The following is a 7716-nucleotide window of genomic DNA, read 5'->3' on the forward strand; positions in this document are numbered from 1 at the left end:
TTTGTTGTATAAATTTATTTTAATTAAATAAAACATTTTATTTATTTTTAGTTGAGAAGATTTTTATGAATTCTAAAGTTATTATTTTCGATACAACTCTTCGTGATGGAGAGCAAGCATTACAAGCGAGTCTAAGTGTTAAAGAAAAATTACAAATTGCATTATCTCTAGAAAAATCCGGAGTTGACATTATGGAAATAGGATTCCCCATTTCGTCACCTGGAGATTTTAAATCAATTCAAACCATATCTAAAAAAATTAAAAATAGTCGAATATGTAGTTTAGCTCGATGTGTAGAAAAAGATATTGATGCAGCTGGAGAAGCTATGTCTGGATCTGACGCTTTTCGAATTCATATTTTTTTAGCAACATCAACACTTCATATGGAATCTAAATTAAAAAAAAATTTCAATGAAATAATAGATATGGCTATATTTTCAGTAAAAAAAGCCTTACGTTATACTGATGATATTGAGTTTTCTTGCGAAGATGCAAGTAGAACCACAATGGATAATTTATGTCGTATTGTAGAAAAATTAATAAAATCAGGAGTAAAAACAATTAATATACCTGATACTGTAGGATATTCAATACCTAATGAATTATCTTCTATTATTAAAAATTTATTTGAACGAGTACCTAATATTCATAAATCTATAATTTCTGTACATTGTCATGACGACTTAGGTATGGCTGTAGGAAACTCAATATCAGCTATACAAGCAGGTGCTCGACAAATAGAAGGTACTATCAATGGGATTGGTGAAAGGGCAGGGAATACAGCTCTAGAAGAAGTTATTATGGCTATAAAAGTTAGAGAAGATCTATTAGGTGTTTCAACTAATATAAATTACAAAGAAATTTATCGTACAAGTCAAATTGTTAGTCGAATATGCAACATGCCAATTCCATCTAATAAAGCTATAGTAGGAAGTAACGCATTTGCACATTCTTCAGGTATTCATCAAGATGGTGTTCTAAAAAATAGAAAAAATTATGAAATTATTGAACCTAGTAGTATTGGTTTAAAAGAAGTCAAACTTAATTTAACTTCTCGTTCAGGAAGAGCAGCAGTAAAATATTATATGGATCAAATGGGTTATGATAAAACCGATTATAATATAGATAAACTATATACTGATTTTTTAAAATTAGCAGATAAAAAAGGTCAAGTTTTTGATTATGATTTAGAATCATTAGCATTTATTAATAATAAACAAGATCATTTGGAATATTTTTGTTTGAAATTTTTTAGCGTGCAATCCATTTCTAATGGTTTATCTACTGCTTCAGTTAAATTATTATGTGGTAAAAAAATACACACAGAATCATCTACTACGAGTAATGGACCAGTTGATGCAATTTATCAAGCATTGAATAGAATTACATGCTTTCCAATAATTTTGCAGAAATTTCAACTTGTCGCAAAAGGTAAGGGTAAAGATGCATTAGGTCAAGTAGATATTCTAGTTGAACATGAAAAACGGGAATTTCATGGCGTAGGTTTAGCAACTGATATAATTGAATCCTCAGCTCAAGCAATGATTAATGTATTGAATAATATATGGAAAGCAAAACAAGTAAATAAACAATTGAAAATTTTGAAAAAATTTAAAAAAAATTAGTATTTTACTATAAGAAAAAATAATTTTTTAATTCTTATTTTATGGAGAATTTTTTATGAAAAAAAATTATCGTATTGCCGTTTTACCTGGTGATGGTATAGGTCCTGAAGTTATGCGAGAAGCATATAAAATTTTAAATATATTGAAAAAAAAATTTTCATTATGTTTAGAAATTCAAGAATTTAATATCGGGGGTGTTGCTATTGATCGAGAAGGTGTTGCTTTGCCAAAAACTACATTATCAGGATGTGAAAATTCTGATGCTATTTTATTTGGTTCAGTAGGAGGATCTAAATGGGATAAACTTCCAATAGAAAAACGTCCTGAAAGAGCTTCTTTATTACCTTTAAGAAAACATTTTAATCTTTTTTCTAATTTAAGACCTGCTAAAATATATCCAGACTTAAAATCTTTATCTCCTCTTCGATCCAGCATTTTAAATAATGGTTTTGATATTTTATGTGTTAGAGAATTAACAGGAGGGATTTATTTCGGGAAACCTAAGGGTTATATTTGCGAGAATAATATTAAATATGCCTTTGATACAGAAATTTATCATGAGTATGAAATTATTCGCATTGCTCATTTAGCTTTTAAATTAGCACGTTCCAGAAAAAATAAAGTTTGTTCTATAGATAAATCAAACGTTTTACAAAGTTCTGTTTTATGGAGAGAAGTAGTGCAAGATGTTTCCAGGGAATATCCTGATGTTAATCTCTCTCATTTATATATTGATAATGCTACTATGCAGATTATTAAGAATCCTAGTCAATTTGACGTATTATTATGTTCTAATCTTTTTGGAGATATTATTTCTGATGAATGTGCTGTGATTACCGGTTCTATTGGATTATTACCATCAGCAAGTTTAAATGAAAAAAATTTTGGTTTATATGAACCCGCAGGGGGGTCTGCGCCTGATATTAAGGGTAAAAATATTGCTAATCCTATTGCTCAAATTCTTTCACTTTCCATGTTATTTAGATATGGTATGAAATTAAATGAAATAGCAGATAAAATTGATAATGCTGTAAATTGTGCGTTAAAAAAGGGTTATAGGACTCTAGATATATCCAATAATAATCATTTTCTAAAAACAAATGAAATGGGTGATGTTATTGCTAATTGTTTAATTAATGGTGAATAAAAATGAAAAAAACGTTATATGATAAAATATATGATTCACATATTGTTTATAAAGAAAAAAATAATACATCGCTTTTATATATAGATTTACATTTATTACATGAAGTTACATCACCTCAAGCTTTTGATTCATTACGAGATAAAAAACGTACAGTTAGACAACCTAAAAAAACTTTTGCAACTATGGATCATAACGTTTCTACTCAAAGTAAAGATATTAATGCATCTGGTTCTATGGCAAAAATACAGATGGAACAATTAATAAAAAATTGCCATGAATTTAATATATCATTATATGATATAAAAAATCCTAATCAAGGGATAGTGCATGTTATTGGTCCTGAAAAGGGTATGACTTTACCAGGTATGACCATTGTATGCGGTGATTCTCATACGTCTACTCATGGTGCTTTTGGTGCATTATCTTTTGGTATTGGTACTTCAGAAGTAGAACATGTTCTTGCTACACAGACATTAAAACAACAACGTTTTAAAAATATGAAAATAGAAATTACAGGAGAAAAGCAAAAATATATTACTGCTAAAGATATAATCTTGTTTATTATTGGGAAATTAGGATCATCAGGAGCTACGGGGTATATAATTGAATTTTGCGGAGATGTAATTAAAAAAATGAGTATGGAAGAAAGAATGACAATTTGTAATATGGCAATTGAAATAGGGGCTAAATCAGGATTAATAGCACCAGATCAAATTACATATTCGTATTTAAAAAATAAAATATATTCTCCGTCTGGTATTTTTTGGGAAAAATCCTTAGTGTTTTGGGAAAAATTAAAATCTGATGAAGATGCTTTTTTTGATAAGGTTGTCAATATAAATATATCTAATCTTTCCCCACAAATCACTTGGGGGACTAATCCTGATCAGGTGATTGCTATTGATGAAAAAATACCTGATTTTAATGTTTTAAAAAACTCAATTAAGAGAGATTTAGCAAAATCTGCTTGTAAATATATGGGTTTAAAAACTGGGACTTATCTAACTGACGTTTTTATTGATAAAGTTTTTATTGGTTCTTGCACTAATGGGAGGATAGAAGATTTAAGGGCAGCATCTAAGGTGATTAGAAATAAAAAAATTTCAAGTAATGTTAAAGCTATTGTTGTTCCAGGTTCAGGTTCTGTAAAAAGAGATGCTGAAAATGAAGGGTTAGATAAAATTTTTATTAATGCAGGATTCGAATGGCGTTTACCTGGCTGTTCTATGTGTTTGGGAATGAACAAAGATAGATTAAATGATGGTGAACGCTGTGCTTCTACCAGTAATCGGAATTTTGAGGGGCGGCAGGGTAGGGGGGGGCGAACACATTTGGTAAGTCCGGTAATGGCGGCTGCAGCAGCAATATATGGTAGATTTTTTGATGTTAGAAATTTAGATGATAGTGAGAGTAATTAAAATGTTAAAATTTACTTTTCATGCTGGTATTGTTGTTCCCTTAGATATATCTAATATAGATACTGATATTATCATTCCTAAACAATTTTTAAAGAGAGTAAATAAAATTGGTTTTGGTAAATATTTATTTCATGATTGGCGTTTCATTGATAAAAATCAGTTAGTTAAAAATAGGGACTTTATTTTAAATAAAAAAATTTATCAGAAAGCAAGTATTTTATTAACCCGAGAGAATTTTGGATGTGGTTCATCTAGAGAGCATGCTGTTTGGTCATTATGGGATTATGGATTTAGAGTAATAGTTGCTCCTAGTTTTGCTGATATTTTTTATAGTAATAGTTTTAATAATAAACTTCTTTTAATTACATTAAGTGAAGATAAAATCAATTTCCTCTTTGATTTTGTTAAAACTAATATAGGTGCTGAATTTAATATTAGTTTAGTTAATAAGACTCTTGTTTTTAATAAAACAGTTTTTGATTTTGAATTAGATGACTTTTATTGTTCTTTTTTATTAAATAATTTAGATCACATTGATTTAACTATGAATCATTTATCAGATATAAATATTTATGAAGAGAGTATACCTGATTTTCTTGTAAATAGAAGAGCGTTAGGATCTTAGAATTAAAATTTAAAAAAAATAGCGAAATTTTTTTTAATAAAAATTTCGCTATTTTTTTTAACGGGGGTCAGAATATGTTTTATTTATTTTTTTATATAAGTTTTAAACAATGTTATTTTGCATCTATAATATAAGAAGCATCTATTAAAAAAAACAATATGCATTTATTAAAAATTTTGTAAAAAAAATATATTTTTTCAATGTTTTTTTGGGTAATTGGGACAGAGAAAAATTTTTTTTAGAAAAAAAAGAAGAAAATGGGATTTTTTATAAATTTTAAAAAAAAGGAGGGTCTGCGAGAAAACGCATATTTTTTAAAAAAAATGAATTTAAAAAGTTTTAATTATCAGGATATGTATTTGTAGCTATTTTCCTTAAATAATAATAACTAATATTAACTTGCTTTTTTAACCCGTTAGGACCTAGCTTTGTTAATTCACTAATAGAATATTTTGCTACTAAGGCACGCAGAATTGTTTGTCTAGCTTCTTTTTCATCTAATGAAATCAACCGTTGTGCGTTTTTTTTCTTTTTGTAAAAAGCATGTTTAGAAACTCTATATTTAAAAATATTTTTTATCTGAGCATCTTTAGAACGTCTTTTAGCATCAGTCATAGTTATTGGTTTCAAACCTTTACTAATAAGATTTTTATTTATCCATCCTAATTGTTGTTTCTTGGCATTCATTAATTTTTTTTCAGAAACACCAAAAAGTGTGAAAAATAATGGAGTAAGAGTAATTACCTTGGGCATATAATTGCCTAATATTTTATCCCAAGTTTTTTTGCAGGTAACAAAACCCATAGGTTCCATAAAATTAGTAATTAGTCGAGAAGCTCGGGTAATAGATTTATTACCTGCTTTAGATAAAGTAGATAAACCACATTCATCAGATAATTGTTCAACAGATGCTTGAACTAAATCAGAAGAAATATTGAAATGATAAAGCATTGCTAAAACCATAGCTCTCATAGCGCAAGCGCGATGTTCATTTAGTCTTCTATATCTTTTTATGGGAAATCCTATTCTTATATTTTTAACTTGTAAAATATAATTCAGTTCACATCGAGCGACATCTATTTCTGATGCTCTTTGCATGGCATAACAAATAAAAGAAGGTCTGCGTTTATTGTTCTTAGGTGGTGTGAAAAAGGGATTACGGTTATGTATATAACATTTTCTTGATATCATAAAATAATACTTAAATTAGTAGATGAGTGTTTTCCATACATTTATAAATATAAAGTTAATATTTTATTTATATTTTTATTTATATTTTTATTATTAGAATTTTTCTATATTTGAGAATATATACTTTACTTTTATTTTTTTTTATGAATAAAATATAATTTATAAAAAGAAAAAACATTCTTAACATAAATTTTAACTATTTTCAATGATAACTTATTAAAAATTTCAAAAAATTCTAATCTTTTATATTAGATCTAATTATATTTAGTTTTAAAAACTATCTGGGGGAAAAATGGAAAGAATTATTGAAAAAAGTATATATGCTTCTCGTTGGTTAATGTTTCCTGTATATGTAGGTTTATCATTTGGATTTATACTGCTAACGTTAAAATTTTTTCAACAAATTTTATTTATTATGCCAGATATTGTAGCAATGTCTGAATCTGGTTTAGTTCTGGTAGTTTTATCATTGATCGATATTGCTTTAGTAGGTGGTTTATTAGTAATGGTGATGTTTTCTGGATACGAGAACTTTATTTCTAAAATGGATATACAAGACAATAAAAAAAGATTAGGATGGATGGGTACTATGGATGTCAATTCAATCAAGAATAAAGTCGCATCATCAATAGTCGCAATATCTTCTGTTCATTTATTACGTCTTTTTATGGAAGCAGAAAAAATACTAGATAATAAAATTATGCTGTGTGTTATAATTCATTTAACTTTTGTATTATCTGCTTTTGGAATGGCATATATTGATAAAATGAGCAAAAAAAAGCATATTCTTCATTAGGTGTTTTTTAAAAATACAGAGAAATTACAAATCTTTTGTATTGATGTCATTTTTGTAAATAAAATATACACTGTATATATCTAGAATGTCATTTATCAAAAATTCTTCTTTTAAAAAAATATTTTACTTAATCAAGTGTATTTAGTGCCTAGAAAAAATTATATATATAATCCTAAACCATTTTTTAATCCATCTAAAAATGAGAAAAAAAGATCTGCATTTATTTGTTATGCAATGAAAAAAGCATTAGAAATAGACGTTTCTAAAAGTAATTTAACGTATACTTTGTTGCCTATAGATCCTAAAACTGGTAATGTTTTAACACGCTTCAGACGATTAAATAAACATAGAGCATGTGCTATGAGAGCTATAGTACCTGCCATGTTATATTATTTTAATATTAACTCTAAACTAGTCGAAGCTTCTATTGAAAAATTAGCAGATGAATGTGGATTATCTACTTTTTCAGACTCAGGGAATAAATCTATTACTCGTGCGTCACGCTTAATAAGTGAATTTTTAGAACCAATGGGTTTTATAAAATGTCAAAAAATAAAAAGCAAATCAATCAGTAATTATATACCTAAAAAAATTCTTTTGACACCTATGTTTTTTATGTTATGCAATATTCCCCAATCAAAAATAGATAATTATTTGTTTAAAAAAATGAAATCACCAGAAAGATTGAAAAGGGGAGAAAAAACGATATTTTTTTCTTTTTCAGATGTAAAAATTATGTCCCGTTTAGATGAAAAATCAGTTAGAAAAAAAATTTTAAACGCCTTAATTAGTTATTATACAGCTAGTGAATTAACAAAAATAGGTCCTAAGGGTCTTAAAAAAAAGATAGATATTGAATATAATAATTTATGCAAGTTATATAAAAAAATCATAAAATAAATTTATACAACAAA

General features: G+C 27.1%; 7 protein-coding genes. 6 read left to right on the top strand and 1 reads right to left on the bottom strand.

Annotation, left to right across the window (positions count from 1 at the left end; genetic code table 11):
- Nucleotides 1-65 precede the first annotated feature (65 nt).
- From leuA to leuD, 4 genes are read left to right on the top strand one after another with little or no spacing between them, the layout of a single operon-like run.
- Nucleotides 66-1625, top strand: coding sequence for a 2-isopropylmalate synthase (gene leuA, locus D9V77_RS03060; RefSeq protein ID WP_158338999.1), 1560 nt, complete (start codon nt 66-68; stop codon nt 1623-1625).
- Between the two features lie 55 nt (nt 1626-1680).
- Nucleotides 1681-2772, top strand: a complete 1092-nt coding sequence (leuB, locus tag D9V77_RS03065; protein WP_158339001.1) for a 3-isopropylmalate dehydrogenase — start codon at nt 1681-1683, stop codon at nt 2770-2772.
- Between the two features lie 2 nt (nt 2773-2774).
- Nucleotides 2775-4190 (top strand): 3-isopropylmalate dehydratase large subunit, encoded by a 1416-nt coding sequence (leuC, locus tag D9V77_RS03070; RefSeq protein WP_158339003.1) that lies wholly within the window; start codon nt 2775-2777, stop codon nt 4188-4190.
- Nucleotide 4191: 1 nt separating this feature from the next.
- Nucleotides 4192-4815, top strand: coding sequence for a 3-isopropylmalate dehydratase small subunit (gene leuD, locus D9V77_RS03075; RefSeq protein WP_158339005.1), 624 nt, complete (start codon nt 4192-4194; stop codon nt 4813-4815).
- Between the two features lie 339 nt (nt 4816-5154).
- Here the strand turns inward: leuD and repA (D9V77_RS03080) are convergent, their stop codons facing one another.
- Nucleotides 5155-6006 (bottom strand): plasmid replication initiator RepA, encoded by an 852-nt coding sequence (repA, locus tag D9V77_RS03080; RefSeq protein WP_158339007.1) that lies wholly within the window; start codon nt 6004-6006, stop codon nt 5155-5157.
- Nucleotides 6007-6298: 292 nt separating this feature from the next.
- Here repA (D9V77_RS03080) and D9V77_RS03085 point away from each other — a divergent pair, with 292 nt between their 5' ends.
- Both D9V77_RS03085 and repA (D9V77_RS03090) read left to right on the top strand, forming a co-directional pair.
- Nucleotides 6299-6802, top strand: coding sequence for a TIGR00645 family protein (locus tag D9V77_RS03085; protein WP_158339009.1), 504 nt, complete (start codon nt 6299-6301; stop codon nt 6800-6802).
- Between the two features lie 144 nt (nt 6803-6946).
- The gene (gene repA, locus D9V77_RS03090; RefSeq protein ID WP_158339011.1) at nt 6947-7702 is read left to right on the top strand and encodes a plasmid replication initiator RepA; all 756 of its coding nucleotides are present in this window, start codon (nt 6947-6949) and stop codon (nt 7700-7702) included.
- The last annotated feature ends 14 nt before the right edge of the window (nt 7703-7716 follow it).

The sequence above is a fragment of the Buchnera aphidicola (Sitobion avenae) genome (assembly GCF_005082585.1).
Taxonomy (GTDB): Bacteria; Pseudomonadota; Gammaproteobacteria; order Enterobacterales; family Enterobacteriaceae; genus Buchnera; species Buchnera aphidicola_Z.

Bases quoted from the DNA above. Each gene is read 5' to 3' on its own strand.
- leuA (WP_158338999.1), top strand. From the start codon at position 66: ATGAATTCTAAAGTTATTATTTTCGATACAACTCTTCGTGATGGAGAG.
- leuB (WP_158339001.1), top strand. From the start codon at position 1,681: ATGAAAAAAAATTATCGTATTGCCGTTTTACCTGGTGATGGTATAGGT.
- leuC (WP_158339003.1), top strand. From the start codon at position 2,775: ATGAAAAAAACGTTATATGATAAAATATATGATTCACATATTGTTTAT.
- leuD (WP_158339005.1), top strand. From the start codon at position 4,192: ATGTTAAAATTTACTTTTCATGCTGGTATTGTTGTTCCCTTAGATATA.
- repA (WP_158339007.1), bottom strand. From the start codon at position 6,006: ATGATATCAAGAAAATGTTATATACATAACCGTAATCCCTTTTTCACA.
- D9V77_RS03085 (WP_158339009.1), top strand. From the start codon at position 6,299: ATGGAAAGAATTATTGAAAAAAGTATATATGCTTCTCGTTGGTTAATG.